21 protein-coding genes and 7 tRNA genes are annotated in these 20,409 nt (G+C 73.0%); 17 read left to right on the forward strand and 11 right to left on the reverse strand.

Annotation, left to right across the window (positions count from 1 at the left end; genetic code table 11):
• Position 1: 1 nt before the first annotated feature.
• Positions 2-820 carry a TrmH family RNA methyltransferase gene (locus BLW14_RS26485; RefSeq protein WP_093709670.1) on the forward strand — a complete coding sequence of 273 codons (819 nt, stop codon included), beginning with the start codon at positions 2-4 and terminating at the stop codon, positions 818-820.
• On the opposite strand, the gene BLW14_RS26490 is transcribed toward BLW14_RS26485, so the two are convergent.
• Entirely contained in the window at positions 817-2,115 is a 1,299-nt protein-coding gene (locus BLW14_RS26490; RefSeq protein ID WP_093709671.1) for a serine/threonine-protein kinase, read from the reverse strand. The two genes, BLW14_RS26485 and BLW14_RS26490, sit on opposite strands and share 4 nt — an antisense overlap.
• Before the next feature lie 205 nt (positions 2,116-2,320).
• Between BLW14_RS26490 and BLW14_RS26495 the strand changes: the two genes are divergently transcribed.
• The 4 genes from BLW14_RS26495 to BLW14_RS26510 all read left to right on the forward strand — a co-directional run bounded on the left by BLW14_RS26495 (position 2,321) and on the right by BLW14_RS26510 (position 4,594).
• Entirely contained in the window at positions 2,321-2,581 is a 261-nt protein-coding gene (locus tag BLW14_RS26495; protein WP_093709672.1) for a hypothetical protein, read from the forward strand.
• A 186-nt stretch (positions 2,582-2,767) separates the two neighbouring features.
• On the forward strand, positions 2,768-2,959 hold the full coding sequence (locus tag BLW14_RS26500) for a hypothetical protein (protein WP_093709673.1): 192 nt from the start codon (positions 2,768-2,770) through the stop codon (positions 2,957-2,959).
• Positions 2,960-3,296: 337 nt separating this feature from the next.
• Positions 3,297-4,247: a phosphotransferase family protein gene (locus BLW14_RS26505; RefSeq protein WP_093709674.1), complete on the forward strand. Its 951-nt coding sequence runs from the start codon at positions 3,297-3,299 to the stop codon at positions 4,245-4,247.
• Between the two features lie 68 nt (positions 4,248-4,315).
• Complete coding sequence (locus BLW14_RS26510; protein WP_018524183.1) at positions 4,316-4,594, forward strand: TFIIB-type zinc ribbon-containing protein; 279 nt, start codon at positions 4,316-4,318, stop codon at positions 4,592-4,594.
• A 101-nt stretch (positions 4,595-4,695) separates the two neighbouring features.
• Here the strand turns inward: BLW14_RS26510 and BLW14_RS26515 are convergent.
• From BLW14_RS26515 to BLW14_RS26535, 5 genes are all read right to left on the reverse strand, one after another.
• Positions 4,696-4,767 (reverse strand) — tRNA-Val (locus BLW14_RS26515).
• Positions 4,768-4,789: 22 nt separating this feature from the next.
• Positions 4,790-4,861: transfer RNA gene (locus BLW14_RS26520), tRNA-Val, on the reverse strand.
• Positions 4,862-4,898: 37 nt separating this feature from the next.
• Positions 4,899-4,970 (reverse strand) — tRNA-Val (locus BLW14_RS26525).
• 1 nt (position 4,971) lies between these two features.
• A tRNA-Cys gene (locus BLW14_RS26530) sits at positions 4,972-5,045 on the reverse strand.
• 37 nt (positions 5,046-5,082) lie between these two features.
• Positions 5,083-5,155 (reverse strand) — tRNA-Gly (locus BLW14_RS26535).
• Positions 5,156-5,318: 163 nt separating this feature from the next.
• Here BLW14_RS26535 and BLW14_RS26540 point away from each other — a divergent pair.
• The 3 genes from BLW14_RS26540 to BLW14_RS26550 all read left to right on the forward strand — a co-directional run bounded on the left by BLW14_RS26540 (position 5,319) and on the right by BLW14_RS26550 (position 8,086).
• On the forward strand, positions 5,319-6,356 hold the full coding sequence (locus BLW14_RS26540) for a chorismate-binding protein (RefSeq protein ID WP_093709675.1): 1,038 nt from the start codon (positions 5,319-5,321) through the stop codon (positions 6,354-6,356).
• Entirely contained in the window at positions 6,353-7,174 is an 822-nt protein-coding gene (locus BLW14_RS26545; RefSeq protein ID WP_093709676.1) for an aminotransferase class IV, read from the forward strand. Before BLW14_RS26540 ends, BLW14_RS26545 begins: the two co-directional genes overlap by 4 nt.
• Positions 7,175-7,249: 75 nt before the next feature.
• Positions 7,250-8,086: a GNAT family N-acetyltransferase gene (locus BLW14_RS26550; RefSeq protein ID WP_093709677.1), complete on the forward strand. Its 837-nt coding sequence runs from the start codon at positions 7,250-7,252 to the stop codon at positions 8,084-8,086.
• 16 nt (positions 8,087-8,102) lie between these two features.
• Here the strand turns inward: BLW14_RS26550 and BLW14_RS26555 are convergent, their stop codons facing one another.
• Complete coding sequence (locus BLW14_RS26555; RefSeq protein WP_093709678.1) at positions 8,103-8,618, reverse strand: DsbA family protein; 516 nt, start codon at positions 8,616-8,618, stop codon at positions 8,103-8,105.
• A gap of 172 nt (positions 8,619-8,790) precedes the next feature.
• On the opposite strand from BLW14_RS26555, the gene BLW14_RS26560 reads away from it, so the two are divergent.
• From BLW14_RS26560 to BLW14_RS34610, 3 genes are all read left to right on the forward strand, one after another.
• Entirely contained in the window at positions 8,791-9,252 is a 462-nt protein-coding gene (locus tag BLW14_RS26560; protein WP_177154105.1) for a hypothetical protein, read from the forward strand.
• Positions 9,253-9,489: 237 nt separating this feature from the next.
• Positions 9,490-10,461: an acetylxylan esterase gene (locus tag BLW14_RS26565; protein ID WP_093709679.1), complete on the forward strand. Its 972-nt coding sequence runs from the start codon at positions 9,490-9,492 to the stop codon at positions 10,459-10,461.
• A gap of 157 nt (positions 10,462-10,618) precedes the next feature.
• Positions 10,619-10,774: a hypothetical protein gene (locus BLW14_RS34610; protein ID WP_165946260.1), complete on the forward strand. Its 156-nt coding sequence runs from the start codon at positions 10,619-10,621 to the stop codon at positions 10,772-10,774.
• 4 nt (positions 10,775-10,778) lie between these two features.
• Here the strand turns inward: BLW14_RS34610 and BLW14_RS26570 are convergent, their stop codons facing one another.
• Together BLW14_RS26570 and BLW14_RS26575 are read right to left on the reverse strand one after the other, a co-directional pair.
• Positions 10,779-11,354 carry a CGNR zinc finger domain-containing protein gene (locus BLW14_RS26570; RefSeq protein WP_093709680.1) on the reverse strand — a complete coding sequence of 192 codons (576 nt, stop codon included), beginning with the start codon at positions 11,352-11,354 and terminating at the stop codon, positions 10,779-10,781.
• 193 nt (positions 11,355-11,547) lie between these two features.
• Positions 11,548-11,961, reverse strand: a complete 414-nt coding sequence (locus tag BLW14_RS26575; protein ID WP_003987206.1) for an SsgA family sporulation/cell division regulator — start codon at positions 11,959-11,961, stop codon at positions 11,548-11,550.
• 189 nt (positions 11,962-12,150) lie between these two features.
• Between BLW14_RS26575 and BLW14_RS26580 the strand changes: the two genes are divergently transcribed.
• Both BLW14_RS26580 and BLW14_RS26585 read left to right on the forward strand, forming a co-directional pair.
• The gene (locus BLW14_RS26580; RefSeq protein ID WP_093709681.1) at positions 12,151-12,642 is read left to right on the forward strand and encodes a TIGR02611 family protein; all 492 of its coding nucleotides are present in this window, start codon (positions 12,151-12,153) and stop codon (positions 12,640-12,642) included.
• Positions 12,643-12,697: 55 nt separating this feature from the next.
• Positions 12,698-12,769 (forward strand) — tRNA-Val (locus tag BLW14_RS26585).
• A gap of 57 nt (positions 12,770-12,826) precedes the next feature.
• Here the strand turns inward: BLW14_RS26585 and BLW14_RS26590 are convergent.
• Complete coding sequence (locus BLW14_RS26590; protein ID WP_093710854.1) at positions 12,827-15,307, reverse strand: SCO7613 C-terminal domain-containing membrane protein; 2,481 nt, start codon at positions 15,305-15,307, stop codon at positions 12,827-12,829.
• A 140-nt stretch (positions 15,308-15,447) separates the two neighbouring features.
• On the opposite strand from BLW14_RS26590, the gene BLW14_RS26595 reads away from it, so the two are divergent.
• Positions 15,448-15,519 (forward strand) — tRNA-Val (locus BLW14_RS26595).
• A gap of 69 nt (positions 15,520-15,588) precedes the next feature.
• Here BLW14_RS26595 and BLW14_RS26600 read toward each other — a convergent pair.
• Positions 15,589-16,314 carry a 3'-5' exonuclease gene (locus tag BLW14_RS26600; protein ID WP_093709682.1) on the reverse strand — a complete coding sequence of 242 codons (726 nt, stop codon included), beginning with the start codon at positions 16,312-16,314 and terminating at the stop codon, positions 15,589-15,591.
• 189 nt (positions 16,315-16,503) lie between these two features.
• On the opposite strand from BLW14_RS26600, the gene BLW14_RS26605 reads away from it, so the two are divergent.
• From BLW14_RS26605 to thrS, 3 genes are all read left to right on the forward strand, one after another.
• Positions 16,504-17,070, forward strand: a complete 567-nt coding sequence (locus BLW14_RS26605) for a DUF4365 domain-containing protein (RefSeq protein ID WP_093709683.1) — start codon at positions 16,504-16,506, stop codon at positions 17,068-17,070.
• Positions 17,070-18,257 carry a serine/threonine-protein kinase gene (locus BLW14_RS26610; RefSeq protein ID WP_093709684.1) on the forward strand — a complete coding sequence of 396 codons (1,188 nt, stop codon included), beginning with the start codon at positions 17,070-17,072 and terminating at the stop codon, positions 18,255-18,257. The genes BLW14_RS26605 and BLW14_RS26610 overlap by 1 nt, the downstream gene beginning before the upstream one ends.
• A gap of 101 nt (positions 18,258-18,358) precedes the next feature.
• Complete coding sequence (gene thrS / locus BLW14_RS26615) at positions 18,359-20,335, forward strand: threonine--tRNA ligase (protein ID WP_093709685.1); 1,977 nt, start codon at positions 18,359-18,361, stop codon at positions 20,333-20,335.
• Positions 20,336-20,409: the final 74 nt, after the last annotated feature.

The following is a 20,409-nucleotide window of genomic DNA, read 5'->3' on the forward strand; positions in this document are numbered from 1 at the left end:
CGTGGCTGAACTCATCACCGTCGACGACCCCGACGACCCCCGCCTGAGCGACTACCTCAACCTCACCGACGTCGAACTCAGGCGAAGGAAGGAGCCCGCCGAGGGCCTCTTCATCGCGGAGGGCGAGAAGGTGATCCGGCGCGCCCGGCAGGCCGGGTACGGGATGCGCTCCATGCTGCTCTCGGCCAAGTGGGTCGACCTGATGCGCGACGTCATCGACGAGGCCCCGGCCCCGGTCTACGTGGTCGCCCCGGACCTCGCCGAACGCGTCACCGGCTACCACGTCCACCGCGGCGCCCTCGCCTCCATGCGGCGCGAGCCCCTCCCCGCCGCCGGGGAACTCCTGCGCACGGCCCGCCGCGTGGCCGTCATGGAGGCGGTCAACGACCACACGAACATCGGCGCGATCTTCCGCAGCGCCGCCGCCCTCGGCATGGACGCCGTGCTGCTCTCCCCGGACTGCGCCGACCCGCTCTACCGGCGGTCCGTCAAGGTCTCGATGGGCGCCGTCTTCTCCGTCCCGTACGCCCGTCTCGACACCTGGCCGGGAGGTCTGGAGGGTGTACGGGAGGCCGGCTTCCGGCTTCTGGCGCTGACGCCCGCGGAGAAGGCCGTCAGCATCGACGAGGCGGCGCCGCACCGGATGGACAGGGTGGCCCTCATGCTCGGCGCCGAGGGGGACGGCCTCTCCGCCCGGGCCCTCGCCGCCGCCGACCAGTGGGTGCGCATCCCGATGGCACACGGCGTCGACTCGCTGAACGTCGGCGCGGCGGCAGCGGTCGCCTTCTACGCGGTGGCCACGGGGCGTCCGGAGAACTAGGGCCTTTCGCCCCGGCCCTGGCTCTGCGACTGGCTGTGGCCCAGGTCCACGCCCAGCCCACGGGCCGGGCCCTGACAGCCCTGGGCCGCCGCGATCCCCAGCGCCACCAGCAGCGTCACCACCACGAAGACCACGAGCCGCTGCCGCAGCAGCTTCGGGTTGGCCGGACGCCGGCCCGTCGAGGTCGTCCGGGTCCCGGGCCGGGTGCCCGGCCTGCCGTTCGTCCCGTTGGTGCCCTGCGGACGCCGACCCGGCCGGGTCCCCCCGCGCGGCTGCTGCTGCGCCGGGCGGCCGCCACCGGTGCGGGCCGCGGCGGGACGCGCCGCCGACGGCCGGTTCTGCGGACGCGAACCCGGCGGCGGACCGGCGGCCCGGCGGGTCTGCTGCTCCGTGTACGGGCCCTCCAGGCGGCCGGTCGGCCGGTCCGCCTCCCGCGCCGAACGCTGGACGGGCGGCCGGCTCTCGTGCAGCCCCTGGGCCTCCCGCGCCGCGATCTCCTTGAGCCGCATCGACAGCTGGAGCGTGCTCGGGCGCTCCTCGGGGTCCTTCGCCAGACAGGCGCTCACCAGCGGCGCGAGCGCGTCGTGCACATCGAACAGCTGGGGCTCCTCGTGCACCACCCGGTACAGCATGACCTCGGAACTGCCTTGCCCGAATGGTGAATCGGCCATCGCCGCGTACGCAAGCGTCGCCCCGAGCGAGAACACGTCCGTCGCCGGGGTCACCGCCGCGCCCCGCACCTGCTCGGGCGCCAGGAACCCGGGCGAGCCCACCGCCGTACCGACGTGCGTCAGCGTGGACGCGCCCGTCGACCAGGCGATGCCGAAGTCGATGATCCGGGGGCCCTTGGGGGAGAGGAGGATGTTCGACGGCTTCAGGTCCCGGTGGACCACCCCCGCCTCGTGCACCGCCACCAGGCCCTCGGAGAGCGCCGCCCCGATCGAGGCCACCTCCGCGGCCGACAGCGGGCCCTCCTCGGCCACCTTGTCGTGCAGCGACGGGCCAGGTACGTACTGCGTGGCGAACCAGGGGCGGTCCGCCTCCAGGTCGGCGGCGACCAGCCGGGCCGTGCAGCCGCCGCGGATCCGCCGGGCGGCGGACACCTCGCGCGCGAACCGCGACCGGAACTCCTGATCCTCCGCCAGGTCCGGCCGGATCACCTTCAGCGCCACCCGCTGGCCGCGCCGGTCCGAACCCAGGTAGACGACACCCATACCGCCGGCCCCGAGCCGCCGGTGCAGCCTGAACGAGCCGACGACACGCGGGTCCTCGCGCCGGAGCCGCATCATCGCCATGTCTGCCCATCCCCGCTGCCTGGTACGCCTGACGAGGCACAGCTTACGTACCCGCCGCCCGGGGCGCTCAGAGGCCGCGCCCTCACGGGAGATTCGATTGTCAGTGCCGGGTGGGAGACTTGAGGAGTGGTCAGGGAGCCGCGGATCCAGGCGCCCCGGCCCGTGCGAGATCTCAAAGGTCCGTCGCAGAAGGGGGATTGGATCAATGAAGGGCGATCGAGTCGAGATAGTCGTGGACGCCGGGGACAGCACCCGGACCTACGAAGTGGTGGCCTCCAGGGCCGGCCGCAGGGTGGAGACCGCGGTCCGCCGGGGGGTGGTCGAAGTGAGTGAAGTCACCAGGAACGGGTCCGTGGTGCGCACGGCCCGCTTCATGGCGACCAGGGTGCTCGCCCTGGTCGAACAGCCGGTCCCCAGGGAGGACAGCTCCGAGCGCCCCCTCAGGGAAGACCCCGGGCCCGAGTAGCCCGGTCTCCACCCAGGGGAGTACGCCGAGCACGCACGGCTCATCCTCCGGGAGGCCCGGGATTCGGTACGCGGGCATGACGCCGCCCTCCGGCCGGATCCCTAATGTTGAAGTCAAGCGGCGGGCGTCGCACTCGTCCCCCGAGGTCAAACGCCCGCCGCCCCACAACAGGTCAGGAGAGGAACCATGGCTGACACGGCAGCGCGGACGGTGGTCCGCACGCGGACACGCAGCTCGTACGCCGCGTCCGGCCGGCGCCACCCGCTGGTGGCGACCGCGATGGTCCTTCCCCTGGCGGCCCTGCTCGTCGTCGTCTTCGGCGGCTGGGAAGCAGTGGTCACACAGGCGTCGTCCGTGGGCGTGATGCTGGGGCGCTGAGCGGCGCCCCGGGTCCGGAAGAGCGGTCCGGACCGGGACATCCGGCCAACAACCCCGTGGGGACGGGGGTGCGGCGGACGGCAGCGTTTGTCCGGTCAGCTGGGGAGCTGACCGGACATCGCGCTGTCCGGGGGCGGAATGCCTCCGGCCGCCACCCGTTCGCGTACGCCCTGCCGGGGCGGGTCCGGCCCCCGGAGCCGTTGCCGGCCAAGGCCCGGACCGCCGGCGCCCTTCCTCCGCGTAGGCTCTGCCGGGGCGTGACCGCCGCAGCCCGTCCGTCCCGCCACCGGGGGAGCCCGTGACCGCCGCAGCCCGTCCATGTGACCGGGGGGAGAGCGTGACCGCCGCACTCGTTCGTGACCTGGGGGACCTCGCCCACCGGGCGGCCCACGCTTCCGGCGGCTGTTGCTGTCCGCCCCCGGTCGTGCTCGCCGACCGGGAGGACGGGACCGTCGTCCGCAGCGGGCCCGTCGTCGCCAAGGCACACGCCGCCGGTACGGACACCGCCGACCTGGCCGCACGGCTCGGCCTGGCCGCCGGTGCGGAACACGCGGCCACCCTGCTCGCGCCCCTGCCCCGCACGGACCCCGCCGAGCTGCACGGCCGCCCCGTCACCCTCTGGCCCCACGGTGAGCCCGTCGACCCCGGCGATCCGGACGCCGCGCCCTGGGAGGAGGCGGGGGCGCTGCTCGCGCGGCTGCACCGGACCGAGGTCCGGAGGCCGCTCCCCGCCATGCGCGGGCCGGTGAAGGCCGCGCTCGCCGTGGCCCGGATGCGTACCGCCCGCCCCGGAGACCCGGCCGTCGAGCCCGTGCTCACCGCCTGGCACGGGCTGCCGGGCTGGGCACGGGGCGAGGCACCGTCCCCGGCCGGCCGGGGGGCGTACCTCTGCCACGGCGACCTGCACCTGGGCCAGCTCGTACGCCACCCCGCCCCGCACGGCTCCTGGCTGCTCATCGATGTCGACGACGCCGGCCTCGGGGACCCCGCCTGGGACCTCGCGCGGCCCGCGGCCTGGTACGCGGCCGGGCTGCTGCCGCCGGAGGTCTGGCTCCGCTTCCTGGACGCCTACCGGGCAGGTGGCGGCCCCGCCGTACCCGGCGACGGCGACCCCTGGCCCGCACTGGACGTGCCGGCCCGCGCGCTGACCGTGCAGACCGCCGCACTCGCATGGGCGAAGTCCGCTGCGGAGGGCCGGGCTCCGGATGAGGTGGAACGGGTCATGACCGACGCCTGTGCCCGAATTGCCTCGCTCCCGCCCGAGTTGGCTGCCGAACACACGTCGTAGGGTGAACCGACCGTCGGCGGGCATGCATTCCGGCGACGGCGATCCAACGGCGAGGAGTGAGCCCGAACATGCAGTGTCCCAAGTGCCACGCACAGATGCACACGTACAACCGCAACGGCATCCAGATCGAGCAGTGCAGTGGCTGCCGGGGGATATTCCTGGACTACGGCGAGCTGGAGACGCTGACGCGCATCGAATCCCAGTGGACGCAGCAGGCCCCGCCGCCGCCCGCGCCGCCGCAGGCGTACCCCTCCGCCCCCGCGCCCGCCTGGGGCGCCCCGCACCACGGCGGCCACCACGGCCACTACCGGCAGAAGAGCTTCGGCCGGATGCTCTTCTCCTCCTGACCGTGCCCGGTGGGCCCCGGCTCCGGCCGGGCCCGCCCCGCTCGTACGCACGCGAACACGACGAAGCCCCGGTCGCCGAGACGACCGGGGCTTCGTGACAGTGCGCGATACTGGGATTGAACCAGTGACCTCTTCCGTGTCAGGGAAGCGCTCTCCCGCTGAGCTAATCGCGCAGGTGAACCTGCGTGTACTGCGTGCGCGATACTGGGATTGAACCAGTGACCTCTTCCGTGTCAGGGAAGCGCTCTCCCGCTGAGCTAATCGCGCGGGTGATCCTCGCGGACCGACGATCCTTGCGGATCAGTGGACGATACTGGGATTGAACCAGTGACCTCTTCCGTGTCAGGGAAGCGCTCTCCCGCTGAGCTAATCGTCCTTGGAGGTGGAGACGGGATTTGAACCCGTGTAGACGGCTTTGCAGGCCGTTGCCTCGCCTCTCGGCCACTCCACCAGGGGCGGGAGACCGGTGAAGATCCCCACCTTCTGCGAGCGGACGACCAGGTTCGAACTGGCGACCTCAACCTTGGCAAGGTTGCGCTCTACCAACTGAGCTACGTCCGCTTGTCATTCCCGGTCCGCTTGCGCGTCCCGGCGACGTGTTGAACTCTAGCGGATTCCGGGGCCAGTACAAAAACGCGTTTGTGCAGCGTGCTGAGGTGCGCTCGCCCCGGCGCGGCTCACCGCGCGCCGCCCTACACTCACGAACGTGCACGACCTCGCTCCCATGGCCCGCTTCGGCGGCCTCTTCGCCTCCGGTCTGCGGGACGTGACCAGCGATCCCGCGGCCCTCGACTCGTCCGGATTCTGGGCGGTGTGCGCCGGTTTCGAGGGCTCCCTGCTCTGTGCCCGCTTCGACACCGTGCGCCCCGAGGCCGTGCCCGCCCCGGTCCCCGGCGCCTGGCGCGGCCCCGCGGCCGGCGACTGGACCACCTCGCTCGACCGGAACGCCTACACCGAAGGCGTACGACGCATCCGCGCGTACATCGCGACCGGCGAGGTCTACCAGGCCAACCTCTGCCGCGTCCTGAGCGCTCCGCTGCCCGACGGGGGCGCGGCGGACGTGGACGCCCTCACCGCCCTGCTGGCGCGCGGCAACCCCGCCCCCTACGCAGGAACGATTCGGCTCCCCGCGCACGGCGTCGAGATCGCCACCGCGTCCCCCGAACTCTTCCTCCGCAGGGACGGCCGCACGATCGAGTCCGGGCCCATCAAGGGCACCGGCCGCACCGAGGCCGACCTGCTCGACAAGGACCACGCCGAGAACGTGATGATCGTCGACCTGGTCCGCAACGACCTGGGCCGGGTCTGCGCCACCGGATCGGTCACCGTCCCCGACCTGTGCGCCGTCGAGAAGCACCCCGGCCTCGTCCACCTCGTCTCCACCGTGCGCGGCCGCCTCGCCGACGGCGCCGGCTGGCCGGAGATCCTCGCCGCCGCCTTCCCGCCCGGCTCGGTCACCGGCGCGCCCAAGTCCAGCGCCCTGCGGATCATCCGCGAACTGGAGACCGCCCCGCGCGGCCCGTACTGCGGCGGCATCGGCTGGGTGGACGCCGACCGGGGCACCGCCTCGCTCGCCGTCGGCATCAGGACCTTCTGGACCGACCGCACCGGACCCGCCCCCCTCCTGCGCTTCGGCACCGGCGCCGGCATCACCTGGGGCTCCGATCCGGAACGCGAATGGGACGAGACCGAACTCAAGGCGTCCAGGCTGCTCGCTGTAGCGTCGGGCGCATACGAAGCAACCGGAAGGACCGCACCATGAGGATCTGGGTCAACGGCGAGCTGCGCCCCGCCGACGACGCCCGGGTGTCCGTGCTCGACCACGGACTCACGGTCGGCGACGGCGTCTTCGAGACGCTCCGGGTCACCCGGGGCCGCCCCTTCGCCCTCACCCGCCACCTCGACCGCCTCACCCGGTCCGCCCGGGGCCTCGGCCTTCCCGACCCCGACCTCGACGAGGTGCGCCGCGCCTGCGCCGCCGTCGTCGACGCCAACCCGGTGGAGCTCGGCCGGCTGCGGATCACGTACACCGGCGGCATCTCGCCGCTCGGCTCCGACCGGGGCGACGAGGGCCCCGGCCTGGTCGTCGCGCTCGGCGGGGTGAGCCGCCGCCCCGACACCACGGCCGTCGTCACCGTGCCGTGGACCCGCAACGAACGCGGCGCGCTCACCGGCCTCAAGACCACCTCGTACGCGGAGAACGTCGTCGCCCTCGCCCGCGCCCACGAGCACGGCGCGTCCGAGGCGCTGTTCGCCAACACCGCGGACCGGCTCTGCGAGGGCACCGGCTCCAACGTCTTCGTCGTCCTCGACGGGCAGCTCCACACCCCGCCCGTCGCCTCGGGCTGCCTCGCCGGCATCACCCGGGCGCTCGCGGTGGAGTGGACCGGGGCGCAGGAGACCGACCTGCCGTTCGACGTCCTGGACCGGGCCGAGGAGATCTTCCTGACCTCCACCCTGCGTGACGTCCAGGCCGTGCACCGGGTCGACGGCCGCGAGCTGCCCGGCGTGCCCGGACCGGTGACCGCGAAGGCGATGCGCGTGTTCGACGAGCGGGCCGCGGACGACATCGACCCGTGATCGTCGCGGCCGCCGCCCGCCCGGTCTCGGCAAATTCGGGTGACAGGCCCACGCACGGGGGATAGAACCCCTCTGATGACGACGACACTGCGGCCGTCCGGGCCGATCCAGCCAGGCGCCGACGGCGCACAGCGGCGCGCGTACGACGTGTGCGACAACGGGCGCCCCGTCGGCTCCGTGACGCTCACCCTCGAACCGGGGGCGGGCGGGGCCACGGGGGCCGTCAAGGACCTGCGGATCGACGAGGCCGTCCGCCGCCGGGGCAGGGGCACCATCGCCGCGCTGGCCGCGGAGGAGATCCTGCGCGGGTGGGGCTGCACACAGGTGTTCACCGAGGTGGCCGCCGGTGACATGGCAGGGCAGCGGATGGCCGACGCCCTCGGCTACACCGAGCGCAGCCGGCACATGCTCAAGACCCTGCCCGAGCAGCCGCCGGTCCTGCCCGCCGGTCTCACCGGGCGCCCGATGACGCCCGAGGAGTTCGCGGTCTGGGAGGGCGAGGCGGTCGCCGGGTATGCGGAGAGCCTGATCAGCCGGGGCTTCCCCCGGGAACGGGCGCTGGAGATGTCCCGCGCCTCCCACGCCCGCTACCTGCCGGACGGCCTCGCCACCGAGGGGGCGCGGCTGGACCAGCTGATCAACGAGGGCGGGATCGTGGGCAACGTCTGGGTGTCGCCGTTCGAGATGCACCCCGGTCTGCGGGTCGCCTACGTCTTCGACGTGGAGGTGCGCGAGGCCTTCCGGGGACGCGGCTACGGGCGGGCGCTGATGCTCCAGGCCGAGCGGATAGCCCTGGAGGCGGGCGAGACGCGGATCGGCCTGCACGTCGTCACGGCCAACACCCCGGCCCTGCGGCTGTACGAGTCGCTCGGCTACGAACTCACCAGGTCCTACCCGGCCAAACCGTTGTAGGGCGCCCGCCCGGGCCTCAGCCCTCCCCGGCGAGCAGCCGGTCCGCGATCTCCTCGATCCGCTCGCGGAGCCCCTCCTGGCTCTTGCCGCCGTCCAGCCGTTCCCCGTCGATGACGTACGTCGGCGTGCCGGTCACCCCGATCGCCTTGCCCTCGGCCTGGTCCGCGTCGACGATCAGCATGTGCCGGCCGTCGATGAGCGCGGTGTCGAACTCCTCGGCATCGAGACCCAGCTCCCCGGCCACCTCGACCAGCAGCTTCTCGCCCCGCGCCCCGAGGCCGTCGGTTCGGGCGAGGACCGCCTCGATGTAGGACCATCCGCTGCCCTGGACCACGGCCTCCTCGGCGGCCTGCGCGGCGGCGTACGCGTGCTTGTGCTTCTCCAGCGGGAAGTGCCGCAGCCGGATCTCCAGCCGGTCGCCGTACCGGGCCCGCAGGGCGTGCACATCGGTGAGGGCGAGATGGCAGTCGGGGCACTGGAGCTCGCACCAGACGTCGAGGACGACCGGTGCGGCGGTGGAGGAATCGCTCATGGGGCCAGTCTCGCAGGGCGCGCGCCCCCGCCTCCTCCCGGCACCGCCCGTACGGCACCTGGGGAGGAGCCCGGCCCCTGAGATCTCCCTGATACGGACCCGGGGCATGGCCGCCCGCCGGGTGACCGGTGCAGGATGGAAGGGACGTATCCCCCCGCGCCAGGAGGCACCGATGCTTGCCGAGACCATTTGCTCCGCGGTGTCCGCGGCGGGCCTGGGCATCGCGGCCGTCACCGCGTACCGCAAGCGGTTCCTCACCGCGACGAGGATCGCCGCCTACTCGCTGGTGCCGGTCGGCCTGGTGCTGACGGGCGTCGTGAAGTGGGTGTCGGACATCGCCTTCAAGCCGAGCGTCTGGCTGGGCTTCGGCCTGCTGGGCGTGGCCTGGCTGCTGTTCATGATCACGCGTGCGGTCGAACGCAGGGGCGGCGGCAGCCGCAAGGAGCGCCGGGCGGCTGCCCGCGCCGCCCGGGACGAGGCAGTGGCCCCGGGGGCATCGGCCCCCTCGCTCGGCGCCGGCTCGTCGGCCGCGGGCACGCGCCCGCGGAGCAAGCAGGAGAAGCAGTCGGCCGCGTCCGGATCCGGTGACGACTTCAGCGACATCGAGGCCATCCTCAAGAAGCACGGCATCTGACCCCGGAGCCGTCCGGACCCGTCCGGAGCGCCGAGCCCCGCCGCACCCCCGCGGCGGGGCTCACGTCGTCTCACCAGGTGAATCGTTTCGCGGGGGACTCCTTGACCATGCCTCGCGAGGCCGCATAGCGTCCCGCTGGGCCGTGAATCCATTCGCTCCGGCCCCACGAAACCGGGGGCGGGACGCGTGGCGCGTGCGGCGGACGGCCCCCTTCCGCATGCCCGAGACGGAGACGCCATGGCCCTGTTCGACCTGCCCCTGGACCAACTGCGCACCTACCGCCCCGACCCCGACGAGCCGGAGGACTTCGACGCGTTCTGGCAGCTCACCCTCGAAGAGGCCGCCGCCCACCCGCTGGACGCCGAGTTCGCGCCGTACGACGGTGCGCTGGCCGCCGTCGACTCGTACGACGTGTCATTCGCCGGCTGGGGCGGGCACCGGATACGTGCCTGGCTGAACGTCCCCGCGGGCGCCGAGGGCCCCCTGCCGACCGTCGTGCACTACCTCGGCTACAGCGGCGGGCGCGGGCTGCCCCACGACCACCTGGTGTGGCCCTCGGCCGGCTGGGCCGCGCTGATCGTGGACACCCGGGGTCAGGGCGCCGTCAACCACCACTCGGCGGGTGCCACCCCGGACCCGTACGGCGCCGCAAATCCGCAGGCGCCCGGCTTCATGACCAACGGCATCCTCGACCCGGAGACGTACTACTACCGCCGCGTCTACACCGACGCGGTGCGCGCCGTCGAGGTCGCGCGCAGCCACCCGGCCGTCGACCCCGCCCGCATCGTCGTGAACGGCGCCAGCCAGGGCGGCGGCATCACGCAGGCCGTGGCGGCCCTCAGCCCGCACGTGAAGGCCGCGTTCGTCGACGTTCCGTTCCTGACGCACTTCCGGCGTGCCGTGGAGATCACCGACGAGGACCCGTACCAGGAGATCGTCCGTTTCCTCGCCACCCAGCACGGCGCGGGCGCCCAGGTGTTCCGCACCCTGTCGTACTTCGACGGCGTCAGCTTCGCCGCCCGGGCAACCGTGCCCGCGCTCTACTCGGTCGCCCTGATGGACGCGATCTGCCCGCCCTCCACGGTCTTCGCCGCCTACAACCGCTGGGCCGGGCCCAAGGAGATCGAGATCTACCCCTGGAACGGCCACGAGGGCGGCACCGGCGTCCACCGCCAGGCCCAGCTGCGGAAGCTGCGCGAACTCCGCTGAGCCGCCGGACCGAGGCGGGGGGAGCGGAGGGTTGGAAAGCATGTCGGGCGATCGGACGCCGGAGCGATTAACGACGCCCCCATGACGGGTGAACTCCCCTCCTGAAGAGGCATGTTGGTACGCGGCACCCTTCGGACTGCGTCATGATCGTCCCGAAATGGTGGACACCTCCCGGGGCGACGCCCCCGCACCCCCTGGCGAAGAGCCGCGCGGCTGCCTCTTCGCGCTTTCCCAGCCCCCTCTGATGATCTTCCTCACGGTCATCGGCACCCTGCTGCTGATGGCCGCGTTGCACGATCTCTTCATGCTGTGAGCGGTCAGCCGGCCGCTTCCCTGCGGCGCGCCCGGTACGCGGCCACGTGCAGACGGTTACCGCAGGTGCGGCTGGAGCAGTAGCGGCGGGAGCGGTTGCGCGAGAGGTCGACGAAGGCGTGCCGGCAGTCCGGTGCCTCGCACCGCCGCAGCCGCTCCGTCTCGCCCGCCACGATGATGAAGGCGAGGGCCATGCCGCAGTCCGCCGCCAGGTGATCGGCGATCGAGGCGTCCGGCGAGAAGTAGTGCACGTGCCAGTCGTAGCCGTCGTGGGCGGTGAGCTGCGGCGTGGTGCCGGCGGCCGCGACCAGGGCGTTCACCAGCCCGGCCGCGGTCCGCGCGTCCCCGGCCGCGAAGACCTCCGCGAACCGGGCGCGCACGTCGTGCACGGCCCGCAGGTCCTTCTCGTCGAGCGCGCCGACCCCGCTGACCCGGTGGCGTACGGCGAACGTGTGGAGCGCCGCGGTGTCGGGCAGCCCGTCGGCGGGTGCCCCGTCCCCTTCCGGTTCGCTCTCCGGCGCGGTGTTCACCAGATCGACCACTAGGTCGAGGGCGATCCGGGTGTCGTGGGGGATCAGCACGCTTTCGCTCCCTGGCCTCCGGCGGACGGGTGCCCGCCGATGCCGGACGACTCTACTGGCTCGGCCGGAACGCGGACCGGCGCCGGTCACCACGGTGGATCCGTGGTCACCGGCGCCGGTGTCAGCCGTATGAGGTTGTCCGCGCGACGCCGTCTCCCCGAGTCGGACGGCGTCGTGCAGCTCTCGGCCTGGCTCAGTTCTCGGCCAGGATGTGTGAGAGCTCCGTATCGAGGTCGAAGTGACGGTGTTCGGTGCCCGGTGGAACCGCGGCGTCGGTCCGCTTGAGGAACGACTCCAGGGCCCGTGCCGGGGCCTCGAGCAGTGCTTCGCCCTCTGGGGAGCTCAGCGCGATACAGACGACGCCCTGGCCGTGACTACGGGATGGCCAGACGCGGACGTCTCCGGTGCCGGTGGGCCGGTGCAGCCCCTCGGCAAGGAGGTCACGGGCGAAAACCCACTCGACCGTCTCCTCCGCTCCGGTGTGGAAGGTGGCGTGCACGGCATACGGATCGGCCGTGTCATACCGCAGGCCCGCGGGTACAGGCAGTGAGGACTCGCTCGACACAACGAGGCGCAGGTGCAGCTCGCAGCTGACCGTGGTGTTCATAAGCGCCAGGGCCTTTCGCTCAGTGTGCGCTCGGGGATTCGCACGTCGGCGAAATCGACATGCCACCTACGGTGCCGTTGTAAACCCCTCTGACCGTTTTGTGTTTCTTCGGGTAGCTCGTACAGCGGTGTGTAACTTTGGGTCATGCGGCCATTCCAGTGACGCGCGGCGGTCCGGTAGGTTGAGCCCATGAATGCGGAGAGTGACGAGCGGGACGGTGCCGCCGCGGCGGCGGAACCGGCTTCCGCGGCGGGGGAAGCGCCCCGCGACGCGACGGGGGACGTCATACCGGGAGTGACCAAGGAGGACCCGCCGCTCGGTTCCAGGGCGCCCGGCTTCATCAAGGCGTCCAGGGCGCTCCACCTGAGCTGGCAGGTCGGCGTCTTCGTGGTCGGCCTCGCGGTCGTGGTGGCCGGCATCATCATGCTGCCGCTGCCCGGTCCCGGCTGGCTGGTGATCTTCGGAGGCATGGCGATCTGGGCGACCGAGTTCGTCTGGGCCCAGCTGGTGCTGCGCTGGACCCGGCGCAAGGTCACCGAGGCCGCCCAGCGGGCGCTCGACCCCAAGGTCCGCCGGCGCAACATCATCCTCACGGTCGTCGGGCTCGTGATCATCGCGGTGCTCGTCGGGATCTACGTGTGGAAGTTCGGGATAGTCATGCCCTGGAAGATCCACGAGTGACCCCCGAGGTGGTCACGGGGCACCGCTGACATGGGGTAATGTTCGGCGTGCGCCCGGGCGATTAGCTCAGTGGGAGAGCGCTTCGTTCACACCGAAGAGGTCACTGGTTCGAACCCAGTATCGCCCACCCCGGACCGACGGCCCGGAAGCTTTCGAAGCTTCCGGGCCGTCGGCGTTCGCATGCTCAGTGCATCCGCCCCAGCGCCTCCTTCACCCGCCGGGCGTCGCGCAGCCGCTTCTCGTACGTCGCCCCCACCGCGAGCAGCAGCACCCCGGCCAGTGCCGGCGCCACCCATCGCGGCAGCGCGCCCACGACCTGCACCACGTACGGCGTCAGCTCGTGCAGCGCGTCCAGCGCCAGCACCGTGCCCCCCAGCACCAGCAGCGCCTGCAGCCGCAGCCGCGCACCCGTCAGCGTGATCACCAGGGCCGCCACCCCCAGGAGCAGCGGACGCGTCCAGTGCGGGTCCGCCCAGGCCGCGGCCAACGACGGCACCAGCGTCATCGAGAGCCCCGCCCCGTACGCCGTCCACGACGAGGCCGACGGGTCCCGGCGGCGGCGCAGCACCCCGACCACCAGCGCCGGCACGGTCACCGGCAAGGTGTACGCCTCCGGGGCCGACACCCCGGACAGCGAGAGCCGCACCCAGGCCGCCAGGACGAACAGCCCCGTCGCCAGGTACCCCGCGAACGGACGGCGCTCCGGCCGCAGCGCCGTCCCCGCCGCCAGCACCCCGCACAGCGCGAGCACCAGCGCCAGGAAGCGCGCGTCACCCGCCGCCGCCGCGACCGCCGCCGCACCCGCCGCCGCGCCGGTCACCTCGACGGGCAGCGCCACCGGGTGCCCCTTCAGCCGGGCGCCCAGCAGCACCGTCACCGCCGGGACCACCAGCAGCAGCGGAGCGGTCTCGTACACCGCCAGCTCCAGCGAGGCCCCAAGCGCCGCCGGCAGCACCGCGGCGCACACCACGGCAGCACACGCCGACGCCCGCACGGCCACCGCCGACGCACCCTCCTGCCGGTCCAGCGCGACCGCCAGCACCAGGAACACCGCCACCAGCAGACCGAACGCCGTGTACGTGGCCGCCTCGGTCGCCAGCGCCAGCAGCCCGGCCCCCACCGCACCGCCCGTCCCGACCACCCCGGCCGTCCGCGCCACGCCCGGCGCACCGCCCCGCAGCGCGCCCACCACGACACCGAACGCCGCCACCACCAGGACCAGCTGCACCGCGAGCGCCGCCGCGAAGGAAAGGTCCAGAGCCGCCGGCAGCACCATCAGCCCCGCCCAGCCCAGTCCCACGGCCGCCGAGCCCGCCGCACCGCGCCAGGCCGGCCCGGGCGCCGTCACCGGCCCGGCCCACCGCGGCAGCCCCTCCCACCACCGGAACGCCGCGCCGCAGGCCACGGCCGCGAGCAGCAGCACCACCGGGGCGTACGCCATCTCCGCCCACGGCAGGTCCGTCGCCCCCACCGCCCCCCGGACCCCGTCGCGCGGAACGCCCGACCACAGCGCGCCCAGCCGGGCCACCGGGCCCGCCGCGACCACAGTCACCGGGGGCAGCGACACCAGCACCGCGCCGGCCGTCACCGACCCGGACGCCCATCGGAGCCCCCGGACCGCCCCGGCCCCCAGCGGAGCCCGTACGGCGAAGAGCAGCACCCCGGCGCACAGCAGGTACGCCGGCACCGGCCAGCCGTCGGGCAGTCCGGCGGCGGGCACTCCGCCCACCGCTGCCACGGCCGCCAGCCCGGCGACCACACCCCCGGCCACCGCGAACGGCAGCCGAGCACCACGGGCACCCGCAACGGCGAGCGCCGCACCCGCCAGCAGCAGTGCCCCCGGCGCCACCGCGTCCGCCGGCCCGGACGCCGTCAGCGACTCCCCGAGCGCCAGCAGCAGCCCGGCCCCGCCCGTCGCACACAGGGCGACACACGCCATCAGCCGCACCGAAGCCCGCCCTGCCCGCAGGGCCACCACACCGTCCAGAGCGGCCGTCGCCAGCAACGCCCCGGAGAACCACAACGGGCCGCCGCCCGCCGCCCACGTCCACAGCACCAGCGGCAGCTGCGCGGCGAACACCGCCAGCGGCAGCGGCAGCCGCAGCCGGTCCAGCAGCAGCCCGTAGACCGCCCACAGCACCGCGAGCACCGCAGCGGCGGTCCCCGCGTACCCCGCACCGTCCGCACCCAGCATCGCCGCCACGTACAGCGCGTACGCGTCGAGCACCATCAGCACCGAGGTCAGGGCCGCCAGCGCCTCCGCCGTCGAGGACAGCTTCCGCCGCAACAGCAGCGCCGGCGCGCCCAGCCCCGCGGCCGTCAGGGCCGTCAGGACCGCGCTGCGCCCGCCGATCCCCATGTCACCCCAGCTCACCAGCGTGAACGCCAGCGCGGCGACCGTCAGCAGCAGCCCGCCGAGGACGAGCAGCACGTTCTGCACGCCGCGCGCGGGAGCCGGGGCGACCGGCGGGCCGAACGCCCCCGCCGCGGGGCCCGCGGACTCCGGCCGCGGGCCGGGACCGGCGGCGGGCGGCGCCGTGGCGGTGCTCAGCACCTGCACCAGCCAGGCGCGTCGGGTCAGCAGCTGGGCCCGGCGGGCGTCGAGCCGGACCAGTTCACTATCGAGGAGCGCCAATTCCTCGGCGGGCGGCGGCACATGTTCCATGGACGCGAGTGTGCTGCGCGCCACGCCCGGCGGACATGGGCACACGTACTCAGATCCCCGCCTGAGTACGAGCACGGCGCGGGCCGGACGGCATGGTTTGAACCACGGCCGCCCGGCCCTGTATGGTTCAACCCGTTCCCGGGCGATTAGCTCAGTGGGAGAGCGCTTCGTTCACACCGAAGAGGTCACTGGTTCGAACCCAGTATCGCCCACCCCGGGAGAGGCCGGTCCGTCAGCACCACCGACGGGCCGGCCTCTGCGTGTCCGGCCGCTCCCGCCCGTCACGCCGCCGTACGCAGCTCCGGGCGCAGCGGCCAGGCCGGGTTCACCGTCTCCGGTGTCCCGCTCCGCGCGAACCACGCCTGGAGCCCCCGCGCCTGCGCCGCGTGCCACACCGCCTGGAGCGTGTGCAGCTCCGCCGGCGTCAGCCGCTCCAGCCTGGCCGTGAACCGGCGTCCCACCGCCCGGACCAGCTCCAGCGAGGCCGCCGCGTCCGCCGCCGCGTCATGCGCGCCGTCCAGCAGCACCCCGTACAGCTCGCACAGGTCCGTGAGCGTGCGCCGGCCCTTGCGGTAGCGGTCCAGATGCTTGTCCAGCACCCGGGGATCCAGCACGCACAACGGCGACGCCTCCAGATACGCGCCCAGCGACGAGGCGCGATGCCGCTTCAACTCCCGGTCGAGCAGCGTCAGGTCGAACGGCGCGTTCATCACCACCAGCGGCCGGCCCGCCGCGCACTGCTCCGCCAGCGCCCGGGCCATCTCCTCCACCGCCGGCGCCGGCCACCGGCCGTTGCGCTGCAGATGGTCGTCGGTCAGCCCATGGATCTCCGTCGCACCCGGGGGCACCGGCACCCCCGGGTTCACCAGCCAGCGGGTGACCCGCACCGGGCCGTCCGCCCGGTCCTGGACGACGAGGGCGGCCGAGACGATCCGGTCCTCCTCGACGTCCACACCCGTGGTCTCCGTGTCGAAAGCGGCCAGCGGTCCTTCGTACCAATGAGTCATCCCCGAACTCCTCGCGCACGCGCGGCAGATGGCGTGATACCCCTGCCCGGTTCGGTGATACCCGCACCCTTTGCCTGATACGCCGTTTGCGGGCTGCTCCATACGGTGACAACACAAGTACCGGCAGCGGAAGTTGACCGCCCGGCATCTCTCATCCCCATCGGTACGGCCCGGAAGGCTTACGGAGCCATGGCGCTCGCGCAGCCCGAACCGAGCGGGCTGCTGCCCCAGCGGACGGCACCGCTGCGCGGAGCACTCGCCACCACCGCCTGCATGGAGACCCTCCAGGTGGGCTACCTCCACGCCGTCGCCGCCGCGGCGGGCTGCTCGCTGTCGCAGCCCTTCCCCGACAACGGCATCGACTGGCACGTCAGCCACGGCGCCCCCGGCCATGTCGTCGACGACGAGGTGACCATCAAGGTCCAGCTGAAGTGCACCTACCAGATACCGTCCCGGCCACCCGGCCGGACCTTCTCCTTCACGCTGGACAACGCCCACCTCGTGAAGCTCGCCCGGACACCCGTCTCGGTGCACAAGATCCTCGTCGTGATGCTCGTACCGCGCAGCCAGGACGACTGGCTGCGCGCCGGACCCGACAGCCTCGACCTGCGGCACTGCTGTTACTGGACCAACCTGGCCGGCCACCCCGTGACCGGCCGCCACCGGACCACCGTGCGGCTCCTGACCTCGCGCGTCTTCGACGACCGGGCGCTCTGCGAGATCATGACCCGCGTCGGGGCGGGAGGGAGACCCTGATGCACGAGCCCGTAGACCTCCACGGCGAGGCCGCCGCACCCTCCTGGGCGCTGCCCGACCCGGCCCACGTCGAGCCGGCCGTCCTGGGCGCCCTGCTCGCCCGGCACGGCTGGCAGCGGCGCGGCGGGGGAGAGGGCCCGTACAGCCGCTGGACGCCGCCCGGCGGCGCCGCCAGCCTGCTCGTCCCCCGCACCAGGGCCTTTCCCGACAGTGAGGACCTGCTGGGCGAGGCCCTGACCGCGCTCGCCCGCAGTGCCCACCCTTCCGCCCGCGAGGTCCTGGTCGCCCTCACCGTCCCCAGCGACGAGATCCGCTGGCGGCGCGAGGTCCCGGAACCCGCCGCCGGGGCGGCCGACTGGCTCGGCGCCGAACGGCTGCACGGCGCCGCCCGGCAGATCCTGCTCGCCGGCGCCCTCGCCGTACGCGGCCGGGCCGGCTACCACGGCGCCCGCCGCCGCAGGCGCGCCCTCGCCGCCCTCGGCCCCGTCCTCGTCGGCCCCGCCCCCGGTGGCCGCACACTCACCGCGTTCGTCCCCGTCGCACCGGGCCGACCCGTCGCCGTACGCCTCCACCACGCCCTGCACGCCACCCGCGAGGCCGTCGACTACCAACGGGCCACCGGCGGCATGGAAGCCTTCGACAACGCCGTCGCGGCGGGCGTCAGCCGCGAACTCACCGAGGCGCTCGTCGCCCTCGTCCGCGGCTCCGAGGGCGCCGCCGTCGCCCTGGACTGGGCGCCCGCAGCCGGAACGCCCGACGGCTGCCCCGCCCGCCCCGAGCCCGTCGAGTTCTCCCCGGGCGACCTGCCCGCCCTGCGCCGCGCCAGTGCGCGCTACCTGCGCGACGAGCCCGCCGTCACCGTACGGATCACCGGCGCCGTCGTCCGGCTGCGCCGGTCCGGGCCGCGCGGGGCCGGGATCGCAAGGCTGCGGGTGCTCGCCGGCGCCGAGGTGCCGCACGTCAGGATCGAGCTGGACGAGGAGGCGTACCGGATCGCGGGCCAGGCCCACCTGGTCGGGCTGCCGGTACGGGTGGAGGGGCGGCTGGAGAGCCGGGGCGGCTTCCGGCGGCTGACCGGGGCCTCGCACGTCGTCCCCGTGCAGGTCGACGACGAGGAGCGCGACCGGCTGATGAAGTCCCTCCAGGAGAACGTGGACTCGTTCGAGGAGGCGTGCGCGGGGGAGTAGGCCGGAAACCGGCCCTTTCGCAATGGGGGCCCTCGGCTCGGTACGATTCCCTCTGCACGCGCCAGAGGAGTGCGGTGCGCCCCCTGAGTCAGGAGAGACCGGTGTCAGACGTCCGTGTGACCATCCAACGCGATTCCGAGCGGGAAGAGCGCGTGGTGACGACGGGCACTACGGCGGCCGACCTCTTCCCCGGTGAGCGCACCATCGTCGCGGCCCGCGTCGGCGGCGAGCTGAAGGACCTCGCGTACGAGCTCAAGGACGGCGAGACCGTCGAGCCCGTCGAAATCTCCTCCGAGGACGGCCTCAACATCCTGCGCCACTCCACCGCGCACGTCATGGCCCAGGCCGTGCAGGAGCTGCACCCCGAGGCCAAGCTCGGCATCGGCCCGCCGGTCAAGGACGGCTTCTACTACGACTTCGACGTCGAGAAGCCGTTCACGCCCGAGGATCTCAAGGCCATCGAGAAGAAGATGCAGGAGATCCAGAAGCGGGGCCAGAAGTTCTCCCGCCGGGTCGTGACGGACGAGGCCGCCCGCGAGGAGCTGGCAGACGAGCCGTACAAGCTGGAGCTCATCGGCATCAAGGGCTCCGCCTCCTCGGACGACGGCGCGGACGTCGAGGTGGGCGGCGGCGAGCTGACCATCTACGACAACCTCGACCCGAAGACCGGCGAGCTCTGCTGGAAGGACCTCTGCCGGGGTCCGCACCTGCCGACCACCCGGTTCATCCCGGCGTTCAAGCTGATGCGGAACGCCGCCGCGTACTGGCGGGGCAGCGAGCGCAACCCGATGCTCCAGCGCATCTACGGCACCGCCTGGCCGACCAAGGACGAGCTGAAGGCGCACCTGGAGTTCCTGGAGGAGGCCGCCAAGCGGGACCACCGCCGCCTGGGGGCCGAACTGGACCTCTTCTCCTTCCCGGACGAGATCGGCCCCGGCCTCGCCGTCTTCCACCCCAAGGGCGGCGTCATCCGCCGGGCCATGGAGGACTACTCGCGCCGCCGCCACGAGGAGGAGGGCTACGAGTTCGTCTACTCGCCGCACGCCACCAAGGGCAAGCTCTTCGAGAAGTCCGGCCACCTGGACTGGTACGCCGACGGCATGTACCCGCCCATGCAGCTCGACGAAGGGGTGGACTACTACCTCAAGCCGATGAACTGCCCGATGCACAACCTGATCTTCGACGCGCGCGGCCGTTCGTACCGTGAACTGCCCTTGAGGCTGTTCGAGTTCGGCACGGTGTACCGGTACGAGAAGTCGGGTGTCGTGCACGGCCTGACCCGCTCGCGCGGCTTCACGCAGGACGACGCGCACATCTACTGCACCCGTGAGCAGATGGCGGAGGAGCTGGACCGGACGCTCACCTTCGTCCTGAACCTGCTCCGTGACTACGGGCTCACCGACTTCTACCTGGAGCTGTCCACCAAGGACGAGACCAAGTTCGTCGGGTCGGACGAGACCTGGGAAGAGGCCACCGAGACGCTGCGCCAGGTCGCCGAGAAGCAGGGCCTGCCCCTGGTTCCGGACCCGGGCGGGGCCGCGTTCTACGGCCCGAAGATCTCGGTGCAGGCGCGGGACGCCATCGGGCGGACCTGGCAGATGTCGACCATCCAGCTCGACTTCAACCTGCCGGAGCGGTTCGACCTGGAGTACACCGGTCCGGACGGCTCCAAGCAGCGCCCGGTCATGATCCACCGTGCCCTGTTCGGCTCCATCGAACGCTTCTTCGCGGTGCTCCTGGAGCACTACGCGGGTGCGTTCCCGGTCTGGCTGGCCCCGGTCCAGGCGGTCGGCATCCCGATCGGCGACACCCACATCCCGTACCTCCAGGAGTTCGCGGCGGAGGCCCGGAAGGAGGGCCTGCGCGTTGAGGTGGACGCGTCGTCGGACCGGATGCAGAAGAAGATCCGCAATCACCAGAAGGCCAAGGTGCCGTTCATGATCATCGTCGGCGACGACGACATGAACGCGGGCACGGTGTCGTTCCGGTACCGCGACGGTTCGCAGGAGAACGGCATCGCCCGTGACGAAGCGATCGCCAAGCTCGTTGACGTGGTGGAGCGTCGCGTGCAGGTGTGAGTGTTCCCCGCACGAGCGGGGGTGACCCGCGGGATCACCGCAAGCTTGGCAACGAGCTTTACTGCTCCCCGCGC

The sequence above is a fragment of the Streptomyces sp. 2131.1 genome (genome assembly GCF_900105515.1).
Taxonomy (GTDB): Bacteria; Actinomycetota; Actinomycetes; order Streptomycetales; family Streptomycetaceae; genus Streptomyces; species Streptomyces drozdowiczii.